Genomic DNA, 22,850 nt, shown 5'->3' with positions numbered 1-22,850 from the left:
GTGTGGTAAATTTATTAGTATACAAATGATTTCCGTGTCAAGATCGGGCGGGAAAGCCGGTCGGTCCGGCGCGTATCCGCGGTCCGGATTCGGGTTTCGGCGATGGATGAAAACCTTCAGGTTCACTCGGGCAGCGTCGTGGCCGGCATCGATGTCGGCGGCACCTTCACCGACCTGATCCTGATCGACCAAGCGGCCTTCAAGGTCGAGATCGCCAAGACGCCGACGACCGTCGACAACCAGGCCTTCGGTGTGGTCGCGGCCCTTGCCGCCACCGGCTACCCGGTGAAGGATATCGACCTCATCGTCCACGGCACCACCACCACCACCAACGCGGTGCTGGAACGGCGGCTCGCCAGGACCGGCATGATCACCACCGCCGGCTTCCGCGACGTGATCGAGCTCGGCCGGCGCACGCGCCCGCAGGCATACGGCATGACCGGAACCTTCGTCCCCGTCATCCCGCGCAACCTGCGCCTCGAAGTCGCCGAGCGCGTGGAAGCCGGCGGCGCAGTGCGCACGCCGCTCGACGAGGACGGCGTGCGCGATGCCGTGCGGCAATTGCTCGATGCCGGCTGCGAGTCGCTCGTCATCCACTTCCTGCATTGCTACGCCAACCCCGAGCACGAGAAGCGCGCGGCCGAGATCGCCGCCGAACTCTGGCCGAACGGCCATATCACCATGGGCCACGCGCTGCTTTCGGAAGCGCGCGAATTCGAGCGCGGGGTGACGGCGGCCGTCAACGCCTCGGTGCAGCCGATCCTCGAACGCTATGTCGAGAAGCTCAGGACAGAGCTGGCGGGACAGGGCTATGCCCGCGACTTCCTGATGATGAACGGCAACGGCGGCATGATCTCGGCCCGCTTCGTCACCCGCGAGGCGGCCAAGACGGTGATGTCCGGCCCGGCTTCCGGCGTCATCGCCGCCGCCTATACCGGCAGGCGCGCCGGCTTCGAGAACCTCGTCACCTACGACATGGGCGGCACCTCGACGGACGTCGCGCTGATCCGCAACGCCGAGCCGGCCGTCTCCAACGAGATCGAGATCGAATACGCCATGCCGATCCATGTGCCGATGGTGGCGGTGCACACCGTCGGCGCCGGCGGCGGCTCGATCGCCCGCGTCGACGCGGCAGGGCTGATCCAGGTCGGGCCGCAGAGCGCGGGTGCTGCCCCCGGCCCGATCTGCTACGGCCGCGGCGGCACGGAACCGACCATCACCGACGCCAACCTCGTGCTCGGCCGGCTGGCGCCGAAGAAGCTGCTTTCCGTCGACAATCCGGTTTCCATGGAAAGCGTGACCGCCGTCTTCGAGGAGAAAATCGGTCGCGCCGCCGGGCTTTCCGGTGTCGAAGCGGCGGGCGCCGTTCTGAAACTCGGCAACATGAAGATGGCCGGCGCCATCCGCATGGTGTCAGTGGCGCGCGGCCACGACCCGCGCGACTTCACCCTGTTCGCCTTCGGCGGCGCCGGGCCGCTGCACGCCTCGGCGCTCGCCCGCGAGCTTGGCCTGCCGCGCGTTCTGGTGCCGGCGCGGCCCGGCATCACCAACGCGCTCGGCTGCGTGGTGGCGGACCTGCGGCACGACTTCGTCAACACGCTGAACCAGCCGGTGACGGCGCTGGACGAGGAGCGCGTGCAGGCCGTGCTGGCCTCGCAAGTGGAGGAAGGCAAGGCGCTGATCGCGCAGGAAGCGGTGCAGCCGGACGAAATCCGCATCAACCATTCGGCCGACATGCAGTTCATCGGCCAGACGCATATCGTCAACGTTCCCCTGCCTTCCGCAACCATCGACCGCGCGACCTTGCAGGCGCTGTTCGAGAAGGCTTATTTCGCCCGCTTCAAGGTGGAGTTGCCGGAAATCCGCGCCAACCTCGTCAACCTCAACACCTCAGTCACCGGCGTGCGCCCCGCGCTCCACCTTAGCCGGCTCATCGACCCGGCCGGGCGTGCTGGCACGCTTGCCGAGGCACGGCTGGAAGTGCGCCCCGTCTGGTATGACGGGCGCTGGCACGACACACCGGTCTATGCACGCGAAAGGCTGCCGCTGGACGCCGTCATCGAAGGCCCGGCCATCCTCGAGCAGATGGACTGCACGACGGTGCTGGAGCCGGGCGACACGGCGCGCGGCGATGCGGACGGAAACATCGTCATCGAGGTGAGATGACCATGACCCTCGACACCATCACCCTCTCCGTCATCCAGGCCGCGCTCCAACAGGCCTGCGACGAGATGGACCTGACCTTCTCCCGCGCCGCCTTCTCTCCGGTCATCGCCGAGGCCAACGACCGCTCGGACGGCATCTATTCGGCCGAGGACGGCTCGCTGATCGCGCAGGGCAACCAGGGCCTGCCGGTGTTCGTCGGCGTCATGCAGCACTCCACCCGCACCGTCATCGAGATGATCCGCGACGGGCGCTGCCTGCCGCCGCAAGAAGGCGACATCTACATCGTCAACGACCCCTATCTCGGCGGCACGCACCTGATGGACGTGCGCTTCGTCATGCCGCTCTATCGCGACGGACAAATCTTCTGCTGGCTGTCCAACACCGGCCATTGGCCCGATATCGGCGGCGCGGTGCCGGGCGGCTTTTCCGCCTCGGCCACCGCCGTCGAACAGGAGGGGCTGCGGCTGCCGCCGGTAAAGCTCTTCAAGAAAGGCGTGCTCGATCCGGAAATCCACGCCATCATCGCCTCCAACATCCGCGTCGCCGACCAGCGTATCGGCGACATCAAGGCGCAGGCCGCCGCCCTGCTGGTCGGGCAGGACCGGGTCAACGAGATCCTGGATCGTTACGGAGACGAAACGGTAAGAGATGCCATTTCCGAACTGCGCCGCCGCGCCGCCGAGCAGATGCGCGCGGCGATTGCCGCCATTCCCGACGGGCTCTACCGCTCGAAGGCCTTCGTCGATTCCGACGGGGTGGTCGACCATCCGCTGACGGTGGCGCTGCTGGTCGAAAAGCAGGGCGAGACGCTGACCTTCGATTTCTCGCAGTCGAGCCATCCCTGCGCCGGGCCGATGAACAGCGTGCTCGCCACCACGCTGTCCTCCGTCTATCTCGCCATGCGCCACATCTTCCCCGACGTGCCGATCAACGCCGGCGCCTTCGAGCCGCTGATCGTCAGGCGGCCGGAGGGCACCTTCCTCGACGCGCATTATCCGCGCCCGGTTTCCGGCTGCGCGGCGGAAGTCTCGCAGCGCATCGCCGAGGCGGTGTTCGCGGCCCTCGTGCAGGCCCTGCCGGAAAAGGTGACGGCGGCGCCCGCAGGCTCCAGCGGCAACTTCGCTCTCGGCGGCCACGACCCGGCGCGCGGCCGCGACTATGTCATGTACCAGATTTCCGGCGGCGGCTATGGCGGCAACGCGGCCGAAGACGGGCTTTCCAACGGCTGCTCGACCATCGGCATCTCCAAGTCGCCGCCGGTCGAGATCATGGAACAGGCGTTTCCGGTGCTCTACCGCCACTATGCGCTGCGCGAAGGGTCCGGCGGCGCGGGCAAGCATCGCGGCGGCTTCGGGCTCGCCTACGAGGTGGAATTGCTCAGAGGGGAAGCCCGCGCGTCCTTCGTCATGGATCACGGCCGCTTCGGGCCGCAGGGCGCACTCGGCGGCGCGGATGGCGCCGTCAACGAAGTGACGGTGTTCCGCGACGGCGAGGCGCATGTGCCGCCGCACCTCTCCAAGGAACAGGATATCCCGATGAAGGCCGGCGATCGCGTGCGCGTCGGCACGCCCGGCGGTGGCGGCTATGGCGACCCGCACCAGCGCGACCCGGATGCGGTGCGGCACGACGTGGCCATGGGGTACTACACTGCGACGCAGGCGAAAGAGATGTTCGGAGTGGCGGTGGAGTGAGATCGGGATTAGCAGACATCAGCCCCCGATCTTGAGCACTGCACACCGTCCAGCACCCCCCGTCCGTCTCGGCGCTGCGCGCCGATCCACCTTCTCCCACAAGGGTAGAAGGTACGGCAGCGCACCCTCGCGGCCAATCGTCAACGCTGGAGATTTGCTGCAGCGGAGGCGCAAACTCCTCCCTTCTCCCCTTGTGGAGAAGGTGGCCGAGCGAAGTGAGGTCGGATGAGGGTTGCTGGACGGAGCGCTACCTGAGAAAGATTTTCTCCCGAAACTTATCCACCTCTCCCGAACCCGCCGCATACTTGGCCCAGCTTCCCGCGCGGGAACACCGGTCATGACGGTGATTGCGTGGCGGGGAGCCGGCGCCTCCGGCGGTTGTTCAACGTAAGCAACCGCCCGGGGAGGTTCCGTCCAAGGGTTCCCCTGGGGGTAATACGGCCCCCGCGCGCTGGACGAGCGCTGCAAGCCATCGGCCGGTGTTGGCGCAAATGCCTTCAGCGTGAGCTGCGGTGAAGCGGAACGGACGGGAACAGAAATCGCCGGCGGGCGCGGGATGCCGCGCCATTACTTAACTTAGCAGGCTCGGCAACCGCGCCCGCTTTCCGACCTCAATTCAATGAGGTCAGTTCTTTGACAATGGCCAGGGCCAAAAGGCAGCGTGGCGAAGATGAAGTGCGCCGACGCTCAGTGGTTGTCCCTCGGCATTCCGGCCGTATGCGCGACGTCCTGGTATTTCACCGCCGGCTTCAGCACCATGCCCTGGTCGAACTGGTCGACCATGGCGCGCTGGATCTCCTGCCACGGCGTCTGGTGTTTCGGATAGTGATAGCCGCCGTTGCCGTTCAGCGCGGCACGGCGCTTGGCCAGTTCCTCGTCGGAAATCAGGATATCGGCCGTGCCCTTGCGCAGGTCGATGCGCACGCGGTCGCCGGTCTTCAGCAGCGCCAGGCCGCCGCCGACGGCGGCTTCCGGCGAGGCGTTGAGGATCGACGGCGTGCCGGACGTGCCGGACTGGCGGCCGTCGCCGATGCAGGGCAGCGAGTGGATGCCTTTCTTGATGAGATAAGCCGGCGGCTGCATGTTGACCACCTCCGCGCCGCCCGGATAGCCGACCGGCCCGGCGCCGCGCATGAAGAGGATGGTGTGCTCGTCGATCCCCTCGGCCGGGTCGTCGATGCGGGCGTGGTAATCTTCCGGCCCGTCGAAGACGGCCGCCTTGCCTTCGAAGGCGTCGGGGTCGGCCGGGTTCATAAGGTAGCGGTCGCGGAACTCCTCCGAGATCACGCTGGTCTTCATGATGGCCGAATCGAACAGGTTGCCCTTCAGGTTGATGAAGCCGGCTTCCTTCTTCAGCGGATCGGCGACCGTGCGGATGACGTCCGGGTCCATGACCTCGGCACCGGCGCAGTTCTCGCCCATCGACTTGCCGTTGACGGTGACGGCGTCGGGATGCGGCAGGAGACCGGCCTTCATCAGTTCGGCGACGACCGCCGGCACGCCGCCGGCATGGTGATAGTCCTCGCCGAGATATTCGCCGGCCGGCTGCAGGTTGACCAGCAGCGGAATCTTGTGGCCGACCGCCTGCCAGTCGTCGTTGTCGAGTTTGACCCCGAGATGACGGGCGATGGCGTTGAGATGGATCGGCGCGTTGGTCGAGCCGCCGATGGCCGAATTGACGACGATGGCGTTCTCGAAGGCTTCGCGCGTCATGATGTCGGATGGTTTCAGGTCCTCGTGCACCATCTCGACGATGCGCTTGCCGGTCTCGTAGGAAATCTGGCCGCGCTCGCGATAGGGCGCGGGGATGGCGGCGGAACCGGGAAGCTGCATGCCGAGCGCTTCGGCGAGGCTATTCATGGTGGTGGCCGTGCCCATGGTGTTGCAGTAGCCCGTCGACGGCGCCGAAGATGCGACGATTTCCATGAACTCGTTGTAGTCGATCTCGCCGGCCGACAGCCGCTGGCGCGATTCCCACACGATGGTGCCGGAGCCGGTGCGCTTGCCCTTGTGCCAACCGTTCAGCATCGGCCCGACCGACAGCGCGATCGCGGGAATGTTGACGGTGGCGGCGGCCATCAGCAGCGCCGGCGTGGTCTTGTCGCAGCCGATGGTCAGCACCACGCCGTCGAGCGGATAGCCGTAAAGCACCTCGACCAGCGACAGGTAGGCGAGGTTGCGGTCGAGCGAGGCGGTCGGGCGCTTGCCGGTTTCCTGGATCGGATGGCAGGGGAACTCGAAGGGCACGCCGCCGGCAGCCTCGATGCCGGCGCGGATGCGCTTGGCAAGGTCCAGGTGGTGGCGGTTGCAAGGCGACAGGTCCGAGCCGGTCTGGGCGATGCCGATCAGCGGCTTGCCGGACTGCAGTTCCTCGCGGGTCAAGCCGAAATTGAGGTAGCGTTCCAGGTAGAGCGCCGTCATGCCGGGATTGTCCGGGTTGTCGAACCACTCCTGGGAGCGAAGCTTTTTCCGGGTCGGGGCGCCTGCCATCGGGGAAATCCTTATTTGTCTGATAAATGGATAGGACAGCGCCGTCCCCCCGGCAAGAGGGTTCGCTGTCGCACCCCGGACTTTGGTGCGATGGACAGCGACGCCATACCAAGCTACGCATTTCCCACGTCTCGACGGGAGGATGCAATGGCTTTGGTGATCGAAGGCGAGGAGCGCATCGCGGCGCCGGTGGAGAAGGTCTGGACCGCCCTCAACGATCCGGACGTGCTGAAGGACTGCATCCCCGGCTGCCAGAGCCTGGAGATGAAATCACCGACCGAGATGGCGGCGACCGTCGTGCTCAAGATCGGCCCGATCAAGGCGACCTTCAACGGCGAGGTGACGCTGAAGAATTTGAAGCCGCCGCACTCCTACACCATCCAGGGGGAAGGCAAGGGCGGCATCGCCGGTTTCGCCAAGGGCGGCGCGGACGTGACGCTGACGCCCGACGGCGACGGCACCATGCTGAAATACGCCGCCAAGGCCGATGTCGGCGGCAAGATCGCCCAGCTCGGCAGCCGGCTGATCACCTCGACGTCGAAGAAGCTGGCGGGCCAATTCTTCTCGACGTTCGGGGAGAAAGTGGGAGGGTAGTGCCGTTCCACCTCCCCCCTTGAGGGGAGGAAAAGGCGCCGCTACTCGAACACAATCGCCGGCGCAGCACCTTCGGCCGACGCCTTCTCCTCGGCCAGCCGCTCCCACACCTTGGCCGCGATGTCGCGATAGATCTTGGCTTCGGGGCCGTCCGGCTTGGCGGCCACGACCGGCCTGCCGTCGTCGGAGCTTTCGCGAATGCCCATCTCCAGCGGCACCTCGCCGAGGAAGGTGACGCCGAGCCGCTCGGCCTCCCGCTTCGCGCCGCCATGACCGAAGATGTCGTAGCGCTTGCCGGTGTCGGGGGCGATGAAATAGCTCATGTTCTCGACGATGCCGAGCAGCGGCACGTCGACCTTGCGGAACATATTGAGGCCCTTGCGGGCGTCGATCAAAGCGAGGTCCTGCGGCGTCGAAACGATGACGGCGCCGGCCAGCGGCACCTGCTGGGCCATGGTGAGCTGGGCGTCGCCGGTGCCGGGCGGCATGTCGACCACCAGCACGTCGAGCGGTCCCCACTCGCATTCGCGCAGCATCTGCGTCAGCGCCGATATCACCATTGGCCCGCGCCAGATCATCGGCGTCTCCTCATCGACGAGGAAGCCCATGGACATGACCTTGAGGCCGAAATTCTGCATCGGCTGCAGGATCTTGCCGTCCTTCGTCTCCGGCCGGCCCCTGATGCCAAGCAGGCGCGGCATGGACGGACCGTAGATGTCGGCGTCGAGCACGCCCACTTTCAGACCGTTGGCGGCGAGCCCCAGCGCCAGGTTCACGGCGGTGGTCGACTTGCCGACGCCGCCCTTGCCGGACGCCACGGCGATGATCGCCTCGATGCCCGGCACGCCGCGCTTGCCGGAGGTGCGCGAAGCGGGCGCGTGCGGGGCATGGCCGCCAGGAGCTGGAGCCAGTCGCGGCGGCTGGCGCGGCGGGGCGTTTTCCATGCCGCCGCCCTTCTTCTCGGCGGTCAGCGCCACGACCGCGCCGGCAACGCCGGGGATCGTCTTGACGACGCGCTCGGCGGCGGCGCGCAGCGGCTCCATCTGCTGTGCCCGTTCGGCCGGAACGGTGATGGAGAAGAAGACCTTGGAATCGGCGATGAAGATTTCCGACACAAGGCCGAGATCGACGATATTGCCGGTGAAATCCGGCCCGTTGACCGTCTTCAGGTGCTCAATGACGGATTCCTTGGTGACGGTCATGGATCATTCCTTGGCTGGCCGGACCGCATGTCCGGCGGGCGTGATGGCGAAATCAAGAGTCACATAATCCGCTTTCGCCGGGACGCAAGCGCCAGATCGCGCCGTCAGCCGGCCAGATGCGAGACCCAGTAGGTCAGCGCCGCGATGGCCGCGGTGGCCGGCAGGGTAACGACCCAGGCAACGACGATGTTGCCGGCAAGACCCCAGCGCACGGCCGAAACGCGGCGTGCGGCACCCACGCCGACGATGGCGCCGGTGATGGTGTGGGTGGTGGAAACGGGAATGCCGAGCCACGTCGCGCCGAACAGGGTGATGGCGCCGCCGGTCTCGGCACAGAAGCCCTGCATGGGATTGAGCCGGGTGATCTTGGAACCCATCGTGTGGACGATGCGCCAGCCGCCGAACAGCGTGCCGAGCGCCAGCGCCGACTGGCAGGTCAGCACGACCCACAGCGGAACGTAGAACGTGTCGCCCAGCATGCCCTGCGAGTAGAGCAGCACGGCGATGATGCCCATGGTCTTCTGTGCATCGTTGCCGCCGTGGCCGAGCGAATAGAGCGAGGCGGAAAAGAACTGCGCGACGCGAAAGGTGCTGTCGACGGCGAACGGCGTCTGCCGCACGAACAGCCACGACACCAGAAGGATGAGGATCAACGCCAGCACGAAGCCGGTGGCGGGCGACAGGACGATTGCCGCAACCGTCTTGCTCAGCCCGCCCCAGACGATGGCGCCGGTGCCGGCCTTGGCCACGCCGGCGCCGACCAGCCCGCCGATCAGCGCGTGCGAGGACGAAGACGGGATGCCGAGCCACCAGGTCAGGATGTTCCACACGATGGCCCCTGTCAGCGCCGCGAAGATGACGGCGGGCGTCACGATCTCGGCCGAGACGATGCCCTTGCCGATGGTCTCGGCGACGTGCAGGCCGAAGAACAGGAAGGCGATGAAATTGAAGAAGGCCGCCCAGAAGACGGCGTATTGCGGCCTCAGCACCCGCGTCGAGACGATGGTGGCGATGGAATTGGCGGCGTCGTGCAGGCCGTTGAGGAAATCGAAGAACAGCGCGACAGCGACAAGCCCAACGAGCAGCGGAAAGGCGAGCGAGGCTTCCATCGGCGGCTACACGTTCTCGATGACGATGCCGGAAATCTCGTTGGCGACGTCCTCGAACCGATCGACCACCTTTTCGAGCTGGCTGTAGATCTCCGCGCCCGTCAGGTAGGCCATGGCGTTGCCGGTGCGGTGGCGGTGGAACAGGTCCTTCAGGCCCCGCTCGTGCAATTCGTCGGACCGCTCCTCGGCGCGCGTCACCTCCTCGGCGATCGTCGCCAGTTGCTGCGCGTTGGCATTGGCCTTGGCCAGCAGCGGCACGGCCCTGGCGACCAGCCGGGCCGCGTCGACGATCGTGCCGCCCATCTCGCGCATCAGCGGGTCGAATTCCTTCGTCTCGAACCGCCTGACCGTCTTGACCGTCTTGTTCATCATGTCGATGGCGTCGTCCATCGACTGGATCAGGTCCTGGATGTCGCTGCGGTCGAAGGGGGTGATGAAGGAGCGCCGCACGGCCAGCATCACCTCGGCGGCGATGGTGTCGGCTTCCTTTTCCAGCGTGACGATCCTGTCGCAGTTGGCCTCGACATCCTCGCCCGAAAGCAGGTGTTCCAGCGCCTCGGCGGCGGCGACCACGGTGCGTGCGTGCCGGTCGAACAGATCGAAGAAACGATCCTCGCGCGGCAGAAGCTTGCGAAACCAGCCCAGCATTCCCGACGTCCCTTTGCGGCGATGGCGTCCCATAACGCGATTAGCCGGCGGCGCAAATACAAACTGGTGCAAAAAGTGGGGCCGGTGCAAAAAGTGGGGATGCCGGCATGGCCGGCCGGTTGCCTCATGATAGATTCGGCCATGATCGACAAGCTGGAATTCTTCATCGCGCTGGCCAGGGAAGAACATTTCGGCCGCGCGGCGGAGCGTTGCGGGGTGACGCAGCCGACGCTGTCGGCCGGCATCAAGCAGTTGGAGGACCAGCTCGGCGTCATGCTGGTCAAGCGCGGCTCGCGCTTCCAGGGGCTGACGCCGGAAGGCGCGCAGGTGCTTGCCTGGGCGCGGCGCATCGTCGGCGACACGCGCGCCATGAAGGAGGAGATGCGCGCGGCCAAGATCGGCCTCACCGGCCATATCCGTATCGCAGCCATCCCGACCGCGCTCGCCATGGTGGCAAGGCTGACGACGCCGTTCCGCGAGAAGCATCCCGGCGTCACCTTTTCGATCCTATCGAGAACCTCTATCGAGGTGCTCACCCTGCTCGGCAATTTCGACATCGATGCCGGCATCACCTATCTCGACAACGAGCCGCTGGGGCGGGTGGCAAGCGTACCGCTCTACAACGAGCGCTACCAGCTCATCACGGCCGTCGGCACGCCCTACTCCGACCGCGACCATGTGTCATGGGCCGAGGTCAGCCGGCTGCCGCTCTGCCTGCTCACCCCCGACATGCAGAACCGGCGCATCATCGACCAGCACCTCGCTGAAGCCGGCGTGCAGGTGCGGCCGACGCTCGAATCGAATTCGATGATCGTGCTGTTCTCGCACATCAGGACCGGCAAATGGTCGTCGATCATGCCGCTCAACCTCACGGAAACGTTCGGCTTTTCCGAACCCATCCGGTCCATTCCAATCGTCGATCCGGATGCCCGCCACACGGTCGGCCTGGTGGCTGCCCCGCGACAGCCGCAGACGCCGCTGGTGTCGGCGCTGTTGGACGAGGCAATGACGCTGGCAAGCGATTTCAGGCAGGAGCGTTGATCTAAAAGGGTTACAACGACGGATTGATAGGAAATTTCTATCAAGCAACGGGACAACGCTATTGATTCCGCCGGTTTGCTCCGGTTTCTTAAGGACTTAGCGGGTAGACCGCGACGACAGGGAGGGCGCTGCATGGCTGTGCAGCCTGCAAGTACCGAAATAGCGGCGCGCACGGCGTCGATCATCCAGGAATTCAAGGCGCTGGAAGGGCCGCTGCTGCCGATCCTGCACGGCGTCCAGGGCGAATTCGGCTATGTCCCGCAGGAGGCGCTGCGCGTCATCGCGGACGAGCTGAACCTGTCGCGCGCCGAAGTGCACGGCGTCGCCTCCTTCTATCACGACTACCGCAAGGAACCCGGCGGCCGGCATGTGCTGAAGGTGTGCCAGGCGGAAGCCTGCCAGTCGATGGGCTCGGACACGACGACGGCGCGGATCAAGCAACTGCTCGGCATCGATTTCCATGAGACGGCGAAGGACGGCTCGGTGACACTGGAACCGGTCTATTGCCTCGGCCTGTGCGCCTGCTCCCCTTCCGCCATGCTCGACGGCGAAGTGATCGGCCGGCTGGACAACGAAAAGATCGACGAGATCGTCGAGGCGGTGCGCTCATGATCCCCCGCATTTTCATTCCCGACGATTCGGGCGCGCTGGCGCTCGGCGCCGAAAAAGTCGCCAAGGCCATCGAGAAGGAGCTCAAGGAGCGCGGCATCGAGGCCAAGATCGTGCGCAACGGCTCGCGCGGAGCCTATTTCCTCGAACCGATGGTCGAGGTCGCCTGCGACGCGGGCCGCGTTGCCTACGGTCCGGTCAAGGTCTCCGACGTCAAGGGCCTGTTCGACAGCGGCTTCCTGAAGGGCAGCCATCACAAGCGCTGGCTGGGCGATCCGGCCAAGATTCCGTTCCTGGCCAAGCAGACGCGACTGACCTTCGCGCGCTGCGGCATCACCGACCCCCTGTCGCTGGACGCCTACGAACGCCACGGCGGCTTGAAAGGCCTGCGCAAGGCGATCGCCATGCAGCCGGCCGACATCGTCAAACAGGTGACGGATTCAGGCCTGCGCGGACGCGGCGGCGCCGGCTTCCCGACCGGGATCAAGTGGAAGACCGTGCTCGATACGGCGGCTGACCAGAAATACATCGTCTGCAACGCCGACGAGGGCGATTCGGCCACCTTCGCCGACCGCATGATCATGGAAGGCGATCCCTTCGTGCTGATCGAGGGCATGGCCATCGCCGGCATCGCGACCGGCGCGACCAAGGGCTACATCTACATCCGTTCCGAATATCCGCATGCCGTCGCCAAGATGAACAGGGCGGTGGAGATAGCCCGCAAGGCGGGCGTGCTCGGCGTCAAGGTGCTGGGTTCGGCGCATGCCTTCGACATGGAGGTGCGCGTCGGCGCCGGCGCCTATGTCTGCGGCGAGGAAACCTCGCTGCTGAACAGCCTCGAGGGCAAGCGCGGCGTGGTGCGCGCCAAGCCGCCGCTGCCGGCCATCCAGGGCCTGTTCGGCAAGCCGACGGTGATCAACAACGTCATCTCGCTCGCCTCGGTGCCGATCGTCATGGACAAGGGCGCGGAATACTACCGCGACTTCGGCATGGGCCGCTCGCGCGGCACGATCCCGATCCAGATCGCCGGCAACGTCAAGCACGGCGGCCTGTTCGAGACCGCCTTCGGCCTGACGCTCGGCGAAATCGTCGACGATATCGGCGGCGGCACGGCAAGCGGCCGGCCGGTGAAGGCAGTGCAGGTCGGCGGTCCGCTGGGCGCCTATTTCCCGCGCGGCCTGTTCGACACGCCGTTCGACTACGAGGAGTTCGCCAAGCGTGACGGGCTGATCGGCCATGCCGGCATCACCGTCTTCGACGACAGCGCCGACATGCTGAAGATGGCGCGTTTCGCCATGGAGTTCTGCGCCGTCGAAAGCTGCGGCAAGTGCACGCCCTGCCGCGTCGGCGCGGTGCGCGGCACCGAAACGATCGACCGGATCGCCGCCGGCATCGAACCGGAGAAGAACCTCACTCTCGTCACAGACCTGTGCAATACTATGAAATTCGGGTCGTTGTGCGCGTTGGGCGGCTTCACCCCCTATCCGGTCATGAGTGCGCTGACCCACTTCCCCGAGGACTTCAAGCCGGCGCCCGTGCGCGCCGCTGCGGAATAGGAGCGGACCGATGAACGTCAAGGCCGACATTTCCTCGCTCGTCACCGAGATCGACTACGGCACGCCCGAATCCAAGGCTGACAAGACGGTGACGCTGACCGTCGACGGCCGCTCGATCACGGTGCCGGAAGGCACATCGATCATGCGCGCCTCGATGGAAGCGGGCGTCGAGATTCCGAAGCTGTGCGCCACCGACATGCTGGACTCCTTCGGCTCGTGCCGGGTCTGCCTGGTCGAGATCGAAGGCCGCAACGGCACGCCGGCCTCCTGCACCACGCCGGTCGGCGAAGGCATGGTGGTCCATACGTCAAGCGACCGGCTCGACGCCATCCGCAAGGGCGTCATGGAACTCTACGTCTCCGACCATCCGACAGGCTTCGGCGAGAAGGCCGGTACTGGCGCCAGCGAATTCGATCATGTCGCGAAAATGGTCGGGCTCTCCGAGAACCGCTATGGCGTCGAGGGCCGCAACCATGTGAAGCCGGAAGACGGCGTGGCGCCAGGCCATGGATCGCTCACCATCGACTACATGGTGCGCGACGATTCCAACCCGTATTTCAGCTACGATCCGGCCCAGTGCATCGTCTGCTCGCGCTGTGTGCGCGCCTGCGAGGACGTGCAGGGCACGTTCGCGCTGACCATCGAGGGCCGCGGCTTCGAAAGTCGCATGGTCGCCTCGATGAACGAGGCCTTCGTCGAATCCGAATGCGTGTCCTGCGGTGCCTGCGTGCAGGCCTGCCCGACCGACGCGCTGCGCGAAAAGGCGGTGCTGGAAAAAGGCATGCCGGAGCGTTCGGTGGTGACGACCTGCGCCTATTGCGGCGTCGGCTGCAACTTCAAGGCCGAGGTGAAGGGCGACGAGGTCGTGCGCATGATGCCGTACAAGGCCGGCAAGGCCAACCACGGCCACAGCTGCGTCAAGGGCCGCTTCGCCTATGGCTACGCCACGCACAAGGACCGGATTCTTTCGCCGATGGTGCGCGAGAAGATCACCGATCCGTGGCGCGAGGTGACCTGGGAGGAAGCGCTGGCGCATGCCGCCGGCGAGTTCCGCCGCATCCAGTACCAGTACGGCCGCGCCTCCATCGGAGGCATCACCTCGTCGCGCTGCACCGACGAGGAGACCTACCTTGTGCAGAAACTGGTGCGGCAGGGTTTCGGCAACAACAACGTCGATACCTGCGCGCGCGTCTGCCATTCGCCGACCGGTTACGGCCTCAATACCACGCTCGGCACCTCGGCCGGCACGCAGGATTTCGATTCGGTCGAGGAAGCGGACGTCATGCTGCTGATCGGCGCCAACCCGACCGACGCGCATCCGGTATTCGCCTCGCGCATGAAGAAGCGCTTGCGCGAAGGCGCCAAGATCATCGTCATCGATCCGCGCCGCATCGACCTGGTGAAAAGCCCGCATGTGAAGGCCATTCACCACCTGCCGATCAAGCCGGGCACCAACGTCGCCATCCTGACGGGGCTGGCGCATGTCATCGTCACGGAGAAGCTCTACAACGAGACCTATATCCGCGAACGCTGCGACTGGGGCGCCTTCGAAGACTGGTGCGAGTTCGTTTCCGATCCGCGCTACAATCCGGAAGAGACGGCCAGGATCTGCGGCGTCGACGCCGAGACGATCCGCGAGGCGGCGCGCCTCTACGCCACCGGCGGCAACGGCGCCATCTATTACGGCCTCGGCGTGACCGAGCACAGCCAGGGCTCGACCGCGGTGATGGGGCTCGCCAACCTCGCCATGGCGACGGGCAATCTCGGCCGCAACGGCGTCGGCGTGAACCCGCTGCGCGGCCAGAACAACGTGCAGGGCTCGTGCGACATGGGGTCCTTCCCGCACGAATTCCCCGGCTATCGCCATATCGCCATCGATTCGGTGCGTGAAATCTACGAAAACCTGTGGGGCGTGACGCTCGACAAGGAGCCGGGCCTGCGCATCAACAACATGCTGGACGCTGCCACCGACGGCTCGTTCAAGGGCATCTACATCCAGGGCGAGGACATTCTTCAATCCGACCCCGATTCCAAGCACGTCGCCGCCGGCCTGGCAGCGATGGAATGCGTGGTGGTGCACGACCTGTTCCTCAACGAGACGGCGCGCTACGCCCATGTGTTCCTGCCCGGTTCGACTTTCCTGGAAAAGGACGGCACCTTCATCAACGCCGAGCGCCGCATCAACCTGGTGCGCAAGGTGATCGAGCCGAAGGCGCGCTATGCCGACTGGGAAGCGACGCAGGAACTGGCGCGCGCGCTTGGGCTCGACTGGAACTACACGCACCCATCCGAGATCATGGACGAGATCGCGGCGACGACGCCGACCTTCGCCGGCGTGTCCTTCGACCTCTTGGAGCGCGAAGGTTCCGTCCAGTGGCCGTGCAACGAGAAAGCGCCGCTCGGCACGCCGATCATGCACATCAACGGCATCGTGCGCGGCAAGGGCAACTTCGTGCGCACCGAATACGTCGCCACGGAGGAAAGGTCCGGACCGCGCTTCCCGTTGCTGCTCACCACCGGGCGCATCCTCACCCAGTACAATGTCGGCGCGCAGACGCGGCGGACCGGCAACAGCGTCTGGCACCCGGAGGACCGGCTGGAGATCCACCCGCACGATGCGGAGGATCGTGGCATCCATGACGGCCAGTGGGTCCGGCTGGCGTCGCGCTCCGGCGAGACGACGCTGCGCGCGCTGATCACCGACCGCGTGGCGGTGGGCGTGGTCTACACCACCTTCCACCATCCGGACACGCAGGCCAACGTGGTGACGACCGAAGCGACCGACTGGGCGACCAACTGCCCCGAATACAAGGTGACCGCCGTGCAGGTCGGGCCGTCGAACGGGCCGACGGAATGGCAGCGCGACTACGAAGACCTGTCGAAGAAGACGCGGCGCATCAAAGGCCATCTCGAAGCGGCGGAGTAGGTTTTGACCCGCCCCGCCATCACCTCCACGTCGCGGCTCGCCCGCCGCGCCAGCGGCATGGCGAGCGCGCCGCGCAACGTTCCGGAGGAGACGCCGGTGGCGTTCTCCTATGCCGGCACGACGCATGCGGTGATGATGGCCTCGCCGGCCGATTTCGAGGATTTCGCCCTCGGTTTCTCGCTGACCGAAGGCATCGTCGGGTCACCTGACGAGATCGAGGCCATCGAGGTGCAGGACCTCGGCGCCGGCATCGACATCCAGATCAGGCTGAAAGACAGCGCCAACACGCGCTTCGAGGCGCGCCGGCGCAGGCTGGCCGGGCCGGTGGGTTGCGGTCTGTGCGGCATCGAATCGATCGACGAGGCGATGCGCTCGGTCGACGCCGTCGGCGCCTCGAAATTGAAATTGACGCCGGAGGACATCACCGGCGCGGTGCGGTTGCTGGCGATGCAACAGCCGCTGCATGCCGAGACCGGCGCGGTGCATGCCGCCGGCTTCTACGTGCCGGGCAAAGGCATCGTCGCGGCGCGCGAGGATGTCGGCCGCCACAACGCGCTGGACAAGCTGGCCGGCGCTCTGGCCAAAGCCGGCATCGGCGGCGCTTCCGGAGCGGTGGTGGTGACCAGCCGCGTCTCGGTCGAGATGGTGCAGAAGACTGCGGCGATCGGATCGCCGGCGATCGTTGCAGTGTCGGCGCCGACCGCGCTTGCCATCCGGACCGCCGACGAGGCCGGCATGACGCTGGTCGCGCTGGTGCGCGGCGACGATTTCGACGTTTTTACCCACCCCGAGCGGGTGACGAGGGGAGCAGCCAAGCATGTCGCATGATCACGGGTCGGGACCGACCACCAAGGAAAAGCTGATGGTCATGGCCAACCAGATCGCCACCTTCTTCCACTCCAAGCCGCGCGAGGAAGGCATTGCCGGCGTAGCCGAGCACATCAACAAGTTCTGGGAGCCGCGCATGCGGCGGCAGTTCTTCGAGATGATCGACGGCGGCACGCCCGGCTTCGACGAGTTCGTGCTGAAAGCCGCGCCGAGCATCAGGCGCCCGCCGGCGCCACTGGACGGCCCGCCGCCGTTGCCGGCAAAGGCCAAGGCGGTCGGGTAAGAGCGGCTTCTTCCTTCTCCCCGGTTGCGGGGAGAAGGTGCCCAAAGGGCGGATGAGGGGCTGCGTGAATATTCACAAAGTCGGCACCGCCCCTCACCTGCCTGCCGGCATCCTTTCCCCGCAAACGGGGCGAGGAAAACTATGAATGCGCAATCATAACGTGCCGCACCGCCGTATAATCCTCCAGCGCGTAGAGCGACATGTCCTTGCCGTAGCCGGACTGTTTCAGCCCACCATGCGGCATCTCGTTGCAAAGCATGAAGTGCGTGTTGATCCAGGTGCAGCCATATTGCAGGCGCGCGGCCGTCGCCATGGCGCGCGCGATATCCTTCGTCCACACCGATGAGGCGAGGCCGTAGTCGCTGTCGTTGGCCCAGGCGACCGCCTCGTCCGCGTCCGAGAAACGGGTGACGGAGACGACGGGGCCGAACACCTCGCGGCGCACGATCTCGTCTTCCTGCAAGGCGCCCGCCACGACGGTCGGCTGGTAGAAGAAGCCCGATCCCTCGCCCGGCCTGCCGCCGGTGGTGATTTCGATGTGTTTCAGTTCCGAGGCGCGCTCGACGAAGCTCGAGACACGATCGCGCTGGCGCCGGGAAATCAGCGGGCCGATCTCGTTTTCGGTGTCGTCCGGGCGGTTGTACCTGATGGTCGAGACGGCGGACGACAGATCGGCGACCAGCCTGTCATAAATCTTCCTGCCGGCATAGATGCGGCAGGCGGCGGTGCAATCCTGCCCGGCATTGTAATAGCCGAAGGCGCGCAGGCCGGTGACCACCGCGTCGAGATCGGCGTCGTCGAAGACGACGACCGGCGCCTTGCCGCCGAGTTCGAGATGCGTGCGCTTGACCGACTTGGCGGCCGCCTGCAGCACCTTCTTGCCGGTGGCGACGTCGCCGGTGATCGAAATCATGTTGACTTTTACGTGGTTGATCAGCGGGCTGCCGACGCTGTCGCCGCGGCCCAGCACGACGTTGACGACGCCTTCCGGCAGTACGTCCGCCAGGACGCGCGCCAGTTTCAGCGCCGTCAGCGGCGTCTGTTCGGACGGCTTGAAGACGACGGTGTTGCCGCCGGCGATCGCCGGTGCCAGCTTCCAGGCCATCATCATCAGCGGATAGTTCCACGGCGCGATGGAGGCGACGACGCCGACCGGATCGCGGCGGATCATCGAGGTGTGGCCGGGCAGGTATTCGCCTGCCACCTGCCCCGGCATGGTGCGCACCGCGCCGGCGAAAAAGCGCCAGCAATCGACGATGGCCGGGATCTCGTCATTCAACACCGAATTGATCGGCTTGCCGCAATTCAACGCTTCCAGCCGAGCGAACTCAGCGGCGTCCGCCTCGATGCGGTCGGCGATCTTCAGGAGGCATGCCGACCGCTCGGCCGGCGTGGTGCGCGACCAGCCCGCGAACGCCTTTTCGGCAGCCGCCACCGCCGCCTCGATCTGCGCCGGGTTGGCCTCGGGCAGCTCGAGGATGGTGGCGCCGGTCTTCGGATTGAGCACCGGCTCGCCGGCCTCGGTGCCTTTCTCGAACTTCGCGCCGATCAGCATTTCGGTGTGCATGGGGAACTCCCGTGATGATTTGGGATTCATTTTCCCGACCCGGCGATCTGGTCGCCGTCGCGGGTGAGGTAGTAGGCCAGCAGGATGGGCAGGAACGTCACCATCACCACTACCATGGCCACGACATTGGTGACCGGGCGCTGGCGCGGGCGGATCAGTTCCTCCAGCATCCAGATCGGCACCGTCTGCTGCTGTCCGGCGGTGAAGGTGGTGACGATGACCTCATCGAAGGACAGCGCGAAGGCGAGCATCCCGCCGGCCAGAAGGGCGGTGGCGATGTTGGGCAGCACGACATGCCGAAAGGTCTGGAAGCCGTCGGCGCCGAGATCGTAGGACGCCTCGATCATCGAGCCGGAGGTGCGGCGGAAGCGGGCGACGGCGTTGTTGTAGACCACCACCACGCAGAAGGTGGCGTGGCCGAGCACGATCGTCCAGAAAGAGAAGGGAATGTCGGTCAGCGAAAAAGCCGAGCGCAGCGCGATGCCGGTGATGATGCCGGGCAGCGCGATGGGCAGGATGACCAGCAGCGAAATCGTCTCGCGGCCGAAGAATTTCGAGCGGGACACGGCGGCCGAGCACAGCGTGCCCAAAACCAGCGCGATCAGCGTCGAGATGGCGGCGACGCGCACGGAGAGCGACAGGGCCGACCAGACGTCCGGCCGGTTCCAGGTGACACCGAACCATTGCAGCGTGAAGCCCGGCAGCGGCCACTGGAAGGTCTTTTCCTCGGTCGTGAAGGCGTAGACGAAGATCAGCAGGATCGGCAGGTGCAGGAAGAGCAGCCCACAGGCGGCGGCGATCTTCAGCGGCAGGGGTGCTGCCTGGTTGCGGTCAGAGCGCATCGAAGGCCCCCAGCTTCTTGGCGCCCCAGAGATAGAAGCCCATGATGACGATCGGCACGACGGCGAAGGCGGCGGCAAGGGGGATGTTGCCGGCGGTGCCCTGCTGGGCGTAGACGGCCTGGCCGATGAACAGGCGCGAGGTGCCGATGATCTGCGGGATGATGTAGTCGCCGAGCGTCAGCGAGAAGGTGAAAATGGAGCCGGCGACGATGCCCGGCAGCGCCAGCGGGAACAGCACGTTGCGGAACGTCTGGCCGGGCGAGGCGCCGAGGTCGGACGATGCCTCGATGAGGTTCGTCGGCACGCGCTCGAGTGAGGCCTGCACCGGCAGGATCATGAAGGGCAGCCAGACATAGACGAAGGCGATGAAGGTGCCGGTGGCCGAGACCGAGAGCGAGGAGCCGCCGACATAGGGCAGCGCCAGCCAGCCGTCGAGCAGCCAGCCGAGATGCACCTTGGCCAACAGCCAGGTGAGAATACCTTCCTTGGCGAGGATCAGCTTCCAGGCATAGACCTTGACGAGATAGCTCGACCACAGGGGCAGCATGACGGCGAGGTAGAACAAGGCCTTCCAGCGGCCGCGCGCATAGCGCGCCGCGTAGTAGGCGATGGGGAAGGCGATGGCCGCCGAGGCCAGCGTCACAAGGGCTGCCATCGTCACCGTGCGCAGGATGATGTCGAGATTGGCGGCCTGCAACAGGTCGCCGTAGGTTTTCAGCGTGAACTGCCGGTTGATGAGGCCGGAAAACTCGTCGATCGAAAAGAAGCTCTGCAAAAGCAGGGCGATCAGCGAGCCGATATAGACGATGCCCAGCCACAACAGCGGCGGCGCCAGCATCAGCAGCAGCAGGACGCGCGGCCGTCGCCAGAACAGGTCGGACAGCGCGCCGCGCATGCCGCCCGACGAAGGCAGCACGGCGGGAGCTTGCCGCGTCGGCAGGGTCGCCTGCACGCTCACGCACCTTCCTCCATCAGGTGCAGGCTCTCGCGGTTGAAGGAGAGCGTCACCTGCTCGCCTTCCCGAGGCAGCGCCGACCCGGCCGGCACGGTGGCATGCAGCCGCAGACCGTCGGCATCGAGCGCCAGCCTCGTGGTGGCCCCGAGGTAGTTGGTGGCGACGAGGCGCGCCGCCACGCCCTCATTCCCCTTGGCGCCGCCGCCGAGGTTGACCCGGATCGCTTCCGGCCGCAGCGATCCCCAGCGTTTCTGGCCGGACCAGCGCTGGACGAAATCCGGCGGCAGGACATTGGACGAGCCGACGAAATCGGCGACGAAGCGGGTCGCCGGCTTCTGGTAGATGTCCTGCGGCGCGCCGACCTGGGCGATGCGACCCTCGTTGAAGACGGCGACGCGATCGGCCATGGAAAGCGCCTCGCCCTGGTCGTGGGTGACGAAGACGAAGGTGATGCCGAGCGCCTTCTGCAGGGATTTCAGCTCCTCCTGCATGTCCTCGCGCAGCTTGAGATCGAGCGCGCCGAGCGGCTCGTCCAGCAACAGCACCTTGGGCTGGTTGACGAGCGCACGGGCAAGCGCGACGCGCTGGCGCTGGCCGCCGGACAGCTGGCCGGGCCGGCGGGCGCCATAGCCGGGCAGGCGCACAAGAGCGAGCGCCTCCTCAGCCGCCTTGTGGCGCTGCGCCTTACCAACGCCCCTGACCATCAGGCCGTAGGCGACGTTGTCGAGCACATTGAGATGCGGGAACAGCGCGTAGTCCTGGAAGACGGTGTTGACGTTGCGGCGATAGGGCGGAACGCCCTCGGCACGCTCGCCGAAGATGGAAATGGATCCTGCGGTGGGCTGCTCGAAGCCGGCGATGAGCCTGAGACAGGTCGTCTTGCCGGAGCCGGACGGCCCCAGCATGGCGAAGAACTCACCAGGCTGGATGTCGAGGGAAAGCGCGTCGACGGCTTTCACCGCGCCGAAATGGCGGGATACGCCCTGGAAGGAAACGGCTGGAGTCATCGTGCTGTCGCCTCAGATTTACGATCGAGAGCGGGGACGCCGCCTCCTCTACGGAGGAAGTCACGCCGCAGGCGCGGGTGGGGATGGAAAGGGGAGGAGCTCATCCGTCCCCACCTCGCGCGGCATCCTTCCCCCAGGAGGGGAAGGACAGGCATTTACCGTCCGCCGATGACGCCGATGTAATCCGACACCCAGCGGTAGTAGGGCACGCACTGGTCGCCCTGGGTGGCGCATTTGGAGGTCGGCGTCTTCCAGAACTTGATCTTGTCGAAGTTCTCGAAGCCGTTGGTCTTGCAGCCCTCGTCGGTCAGGAGCTCATTGCCCTTGCAGGCGGCGGGCACGACCGGCACCGAGCCGAACCATGCGGCGAGGTCGCCCTGCACCTTCGGCTTCAGCGAATGCTCGATCCACATATAGGCGCAGTTCGGATGCGCGGCGTCGGCCTCCATCATGGTGGTGTCGGCCCAGCCGGTGGCGCCCTCTTCCGGAACGGTCGAGGCGATCGGCTGTTTGGCGGCGACCAGCGTGTTGACCTGGAACGGCCACGAGGAGGAGGCGACAACGCCTTCGTTCTGGAAATCGTCGACCTGGATGGCGGCGTCGTGCCAGTAGCGGCCGACCAGCGTGCGCTGGACGCGCAGCAGCTCGAGCGCGGCCTTGTACTGGTCCTCGTTCAGCTCATAAGGGTCCTTGATGCCGAGCTCGGGCTTGTGCGCCATCAGGTAGTTGGCGGCGTCGGCGATGTAGATCGGCCCATCATAGGCCTGCACGCGGCCCTTGTTGGACTTGCCGTCCGACAGGGTCTGCTCCTCGAAGACGACATTCCAGCTCTTGGGCGCTTCCTTGAAGATCTCGGTATTGTACATCAGCACGTTCGGCCCCCACTGATAGGGCACGCCGTAGTGGACGCCGTCGACCGTGTACCAGGGCGCGTTCTGCAGGCGCTCGTCCACCGTCTTCCAGCTCGGGATCAGGTCGAGGTTGATCGGCTGCACGCGCTTGCCGGCGACGAGGCGCAGCGAGGCATCGCCGCTGGCCGTGACGAGGTCGAAGCCGCCCTCGTTCATCAGCGACACCATCTCGTCGGAAGTGGCGGCGGTCTTGACCGTCACCTTGCAGCCCGTTTCCTTCTCGAAATCCGTCACCCAGTCGTAGGCCTTGTCCGTCTCGCCGCGTTCGACGTAGCCCGGCCAGGCAACGATATTGAGTGCACCTTCGCCCTTGCCGAGCTCCTTCAGCGCCTCCTGCGCGACAGCCTGACCGGCGAAGGTCAGCGCGACGGTCAAGGCTGTGCAGGACTTCAGGAATGAATTCATTGTCATCCTCCCATTCAAAG

The 22,850-nt window shown here is 65.9% G+C and carries 18 protein-coding genes; 9 read left to right on the top strand and 9 right to left on the bottom strand.

From position 1 onward, the window contains the following. Positions 1–102: 102 nt before the first annotated feature. Together FGU64_RS18550 and FGU64_RS18545 are read left to right on the top strand one after the other, a co-directional pair. Complete coding sequence (locus FGU64_RS18550; RefSeq protein ID WP_139954509.1) at positions 103–2,166, top strand: hydantoinase/oxoprolinase family protein; 2,064 nt, start codon at positions 103–105, stop codon at positions 2,164–2,166. 2 nt (positions 2,167–2,168) lie between these two features. Further along, entirely contained in the window at positions 2,169–3,857 is a 1,689-nt protein-coding gene (locus tag FGU64_RS18545; RefSeq protein WP_139954508.1) for a hydantoinase B/oxoprolinase family protein, read from the top strand. A 687-nt stretch (positions 3,858–4,544) separates the two neighbouring features. Here FGU64_RS18545 and FGU64_RS18540 read toward each other — a convergent pair. Next, positions 4,545–6,347 carry an IlvD/Edd family dehydratase gene (locus tag FGU64_RS18540; RefSeq protein ID WP_139954507.1) on the bottom strand — a complete coding sequence of 601 codons (1,803 nt, stop codon included), beginning with the start codon at positions 6,345–6,347 and terminating at the stop codon, positions 4,545–4,547. A 147-nt stretch (positions 6,348–6,494) separates the two neighbouring features. On the opposite strand from FGU64_RS18540, the gene FGU64_RS18535 reads away from it, so the two are divergent. After that, positions 6,495–6,941: a carbon monoxide dehydrogenase subunit G gene (locus tag FGU64_RS18535; protein WP_139954506.1), complete on the top strand. Its 447-nt coding sequence runs from the start codon at positions 6,495–6,497 to the stop codon at positions 6,939–6,941. Positions 6,942–6,982: 41 nt separating this feature from the next. Here FGU64_RS18535 and FGU64_RS18530 read toward each other — a convergent pair whose 3' ends face one another. The 3 genes from FGU64_RS18530 to FGU64_RS18520 all read right to left on the bottom strand — a co-directional run bounded on the left by FGU64_RS18530 (position 6,983) and on the right by FGU64_RS18520 (position 9,900). After that, the gene (locus FGU64_RS18530) at positions 6,983–8,143 is read right to left on the bottom strand and encodes an Mrp/NBP35 family ATP-binding protein (protein WP_139954505.1); all 1,161 of its coding nucleotides are present in this window, start codon (positions 8,141–8,143) and stop codon (positions 6,983–6,985) included. A 104-nt stretch (positions 8,144–8,247) separates the two neighbouring features. Beyond that, positions 8,248–9,252 carry an inorganic phosphate transporter gene (locus tag FGU64_RS18525; protein ID WP_139954504.1) on the bottom strand — a complete coding sequence of 335 codons (1,005 nt, stop codon included), beginning with the start codon at positions 9,250–9,252 and terminating at the stop codon, positions 8,248–8,250. 6 nt (positions 9,253–9,258) lie between these two features. Beyond that, complete coding sequence (locus FGU64_RS18520) at positions 9,259–9,900, bottom strand: DUF47 domain-containing protein (protein WP_139954503.1); 642 nt, start codon at positions 9,898–9,900, stop codon at positions 9,259–9,261. A gap of 141 nt (positions 9,901–10,041) precedes the next feature. Here FGU64_RS18520 and FGU64_RS18515 point away from each other — a divergent pair, with 141 nt between their 5' ends. The 6 genes from FGU64_RS18515 (at position 10,042) to FGU64_RS18490 (ending at position 17,143) form a co-directional block, all read left to right on the top strand. After that, the gene (locus tag FGU64_RS18515; protein WP_136360252.1) at positions 10,042–10,941 is read left to right on the top strand and encodes a LysR family transcriptional regulator; all 900 of its coding nucleotides are present in this window, start codon (positions 10,042–10,044) and stop codon (positions 10,939–10,941) included. 132 nt (positions 10,942–11,073) lie between these two features. After that, on the top strand, positions 11,074–11,553 hold the full coding sequence (locus FGU64_RS18510; RefSeq protein ID WP_139954502.1) for a formate dehydrogenase subunit gamma: 480 nt from the start codon (positions 11,074–11,076) through the stop codon (positions 11,551–11,553). Continuing rightward, positions 11,550–13,106, top strand: coding sequence for an NADH-quinone oxidoreductase subunit NuoF (locus tag FGU64_RS18505; protein ID WP_139954501.1), 1,557 nt, complete (start codon positions 11,550–11,552; stop codon positions 13,104–13,106). The genes FGU64_RS18510 and FGU64_RS18505 overlap by 4 nt, the downstream gene beginning before the upstream one ends. Before the next feature lie 10 nt (positions 13,107–13,116). Then, complete coding sequence (gene fdhF / locus FGU64_RS18500) at positions 13,117–16,032, top strand: formate dehydrogenase subunit alpha (RefSeq protein WP_139954500.1); 2,916 nt, start codon at positions 13,117–13,119, stop codon at positions 16,030–16,032. A 57-nt stretch (positions 16,033–16,089) separates the two neighbouring features. Next, positions 16,090–16,860, top strand: coding sequence for a formate dehydrogenase accessory sulfurtransferase FdhD (gene fdhD / locus FGU64_RS18495; RefSeq protein ID WP_246671369.1), 771 nt, complete (start codon positions 16,090–16,092; stop codon positions 16,858–16,860). Next, complete coding sequence (locus FGU64_RS18490) at positions 16,850–17,143, top strand: formate dehydrogenase subunit delta (RefSeq protein WP_139954498.1); 294 nt, start codon at positions 16,850–16,852, stop codon at positions 17,141–17,143. The genes fdhD and FGU64_RS18490 overlap by 11 nt, the downstream gene beginning before the upstream one ends. 139 nt (positions 17,144–17,282) lie before the next feature. Here the strand turns inward: FGU64_RS18490 and FGU64_RS18485 are convergent, their stop codons facing one another. The 5 genes from FGU64_RS18485 to FGU64_RS18465 form a co-directional block, all read right to left on the bottom strand. Continuing rightward, complete coding sequence (locus FGU64_RS18485; RefSeq protein ID WP_139954497.1) at positions 17,283–18,710, bottom strand: gamma-aminobutyraldehyde dehydrogenase; 1,428 nt, start codon at positions 18,708–18,710, stop codon at positions 17,283–17,285. A gap of 26 nt (positions 18,711–18,736) precedes the next feature. After that, positions 18,737–19,552, bottom strand: a complete 816-nt coding sequence (locus FGU64_RS18480; protein ID WP_139954496.1) for an ABC transporter permease — start codon at positions 19,550–19,552, stop codon at positions 18,737–18,739. Further along, a complete protein-coding gene (locus tag FGU64_RS18475; protein WP_180375730.1) occupies positions 19,542–20,447 on the bottom strand; it encodes an ABC transporter permease in 906 nt (301 codons plus the stop codon). Before FGU64_RS18475 ends, FGU64_RS18480 begins: the two co-directional genes overlap by 11 nt. Positions 20,448–20,506: 59 nt before the next feature. Continuing rightward, complete coding sequence (locus FGU64_RS18470) at positions 20,507–21,514, bottom strand: ABC transporter ATP-binding protein (protein ID WP_139954495.1); 1,008 nt, start codon at positions 21,512–21,514, stop codon at positions 20,507–20,509. Between the two features lie 155 nt (positions 21,515–21,669). Next, positions 21,670–22,830, bottom strand: coding sequence for an ABC transporter substrate-binding protein (locus FGU64_RS18465; protein WP_139954494.1), 1,161 nt, complete (start codon positions 22,828–22,830; stop codon positions 21,670–21,672). Between the last annotated feature and the right edge of the window lie 20 nt (positions 22,831–22,850).

The sequence above is a fragment of the Mesorhizobium sp. 8 genome (assembly GCF_006351905.1).
Classification (GTDB): Bacteria; Pseudomonadota; Alphaproteobacteria; order Rhizobiales; family Rhizobiaceae; genus Mesorhizobium; species Mesorhizobium composti.
Note: the sequence above shows the minus strand (reverse complement) of the source record. Positions and strands in the feature narration are given on the sequence as shown.